The following is a 1,896-nucleotide window of genomic DNA, read 5'->3' as shown; positions in this document are numbered from 1 at the left end:
ATCGGTCGCGGCGCTGGTGGCGACCTTGCTGGGCTATCTCAACTTCGCCATGTTCACCGCCCAGCAGATGGTATGGGGCACGGTCGTTGTGCTGGCGACCACCTTGCTGCTGCGCTTTGCCGATGATTTCGCGCTGTGGCTGCTGGCACCGGGCAGTGCCCTGGGACGCATGCTGCGTCTGTCCACCGGTCTGCCGCCCGGCCGCCTGGAGCAGGCCGGCGTGCTGCTGTCGGCGATCTTGCGGATTGCGTGGTGATGCTGGGTATCACCGCGTTCATCGCTCCGTTCGGCAATGTCAGCGCCCTGTATGGCTGGCTGGAGACGCTGGCCGGTGGAATCCGGATCGGCGACAACCTGCTGCGGCCGTCCTCGGTGCTGTGGGCGATCGGGGTGCTGGTGCTGGCGCTGGCGCTGATGCAGGTGGTGCAGCGCTGGCTGGTGGATACCTATCTGCCCAAGACCGAACTGGATCTTGGTGCGCGCAACTCGATCAGCACCGTCGCCCGCTATCTGGGCATCGTGCTGGCGGTACTGTGGTCGCTGGCGACGCTGGGTATCGGCTTCGAGAAGCTCGCGTTGCTGGCCAGCGCGCTGTCGGTGGGTATCGGTTTCGGTCTGCAGGCGATCACCCAGAACTTCGTGTCCGGGCTGATCCTGCTGGCCGAGCGGCCAGTGAAGATCGGCGACTGGGTGAAGATCGGCGACCAGGAGGGGGACATCCGTCGCATTTCGGTGCGTTCGACCGAGATCCAGGTGGGTGACCGCTCCACGCTGATCGTGCCCAACTCCGAATTGATCACCAAGACCATCCGCAACATGACCACGGCCAATGCACTGGGGCGGATCCAGATCCAGTTCTCGGTGCCGCTGGGCACCGATATGGGCCGGTTGCGCGCGCTGCTGCTGGGCATCTATGCGGCCAACGAGACCGTGCTGGAGCATCCGGAACCGTCGGTGTTCATCGATTCGATCAGCGGTGGCCAGGTGGCGATCAACAGCTTTGCCTACGTGCCCTCCTCGCGCAATGTCTACGGCACCCGCAGTGAGCTGCTGTTCGAGCTGTTGCAGCAAGCGGCGGCGCAGGGCATCGCGCTGGTCACCCCCACCGATATCCATCTGGTACGCGATCCGGCGGCACCGGCGCCGACCTGAGGCGACGCGGTGACCGCTGCAGATCAGGAACGGGGCCGCTGCGCCGGCGTACGCACCAGCGCGTAGTCGTCCACCGCCAGGGTTTCGGCATGGCTGAGCCAGGCGCGGATTTCCAGATCGTCGATGGCGTGATCCAGTCCCAGCGGCATGCGGATGCGCCCGTCGCTGTCGGCCTGCACCCATTGCTGGGCGACCACCACCTTGCGCTGCGATGACACCGCCTCGACCCAGAACGCGCGTTGCGGGCGCTGCGCGGCATAGATCTCCAGCACATACCGGCCCGGTCCGGTGCGCTGCGGCTGGCGGCTGATCATGCGTGACTGGCGCACGCTCGGGCGCGGGCCCTGGAACGGTTGCAGCGGGGCATCCACGGCGATGCCGCGGCGCAACTGGCCGTCGCGGTACAGGCGCATGCTTGGTCGCTGTCCACCAGCAGCGCGCACCAGTGGCCCTCGGCCGACCCGTCCTCGAACGCGGTGCAGCGGTCCACGTAGGCCAGCCGGTGCTCGGGATCGGCTTCGTCGAACTTGCGCGAGGTGTTCTCCAGATACACCGACTTCAACTCCCACTTGCGGTCGTACTCGAGCAGCACCGGTGGCTGCACGTTCTGCACGCCGACCTGCACGTGGTCGTCCTGCAGACGCAGCATGCGGTTCTGTTCACCCAGCCACAGCGAGCGGGCGAACGCGCGGTAGCGGGTGTAGCCGTCGCCATCGCCGTGCAAGGCCGCGACACTGGCGCTGG

The 1,896-nt window shown here is 66.7% G+C and carries 2 pseudogenes; one reads left to right on the top strand and one right to left on the bottom strand.

What is annotated here, in order from left to right:
• Positions 1-1,152 (top strand): annotated as a pseudogene (locus JCM9942_RS14930) (mechanosensitive ion channel family protein); the annotation flags it as partial.
• 23 nt (positions 1,153-1,175) lie between these two features.
• Here the strand turns inward: JCM9942_RS14930 and JCM9942_RS18420 are convergent.
• Positions 1,176-1,896, bottom strand: a pseudogene (locus tag JCM9942_RS18420) (phosphoglycerol transferase I); the annotation flags it as partial.

The organism is Stenotrophomonas pictorum JCM 9942, assembly GCF_001310775.1.
Taxonomy (GTDB): Bacteria; Pseudomonadota; Gammaproteobacteria; order Xanthomonadales; family Xanthomonadaceae; genus Stenotrophomonas; species Stenotrophomonas pictorum.
Note: the sequence above shows the minus strand (reverse complement) of the source record. Positions and strands in the feature narration are given on the sequence as shown.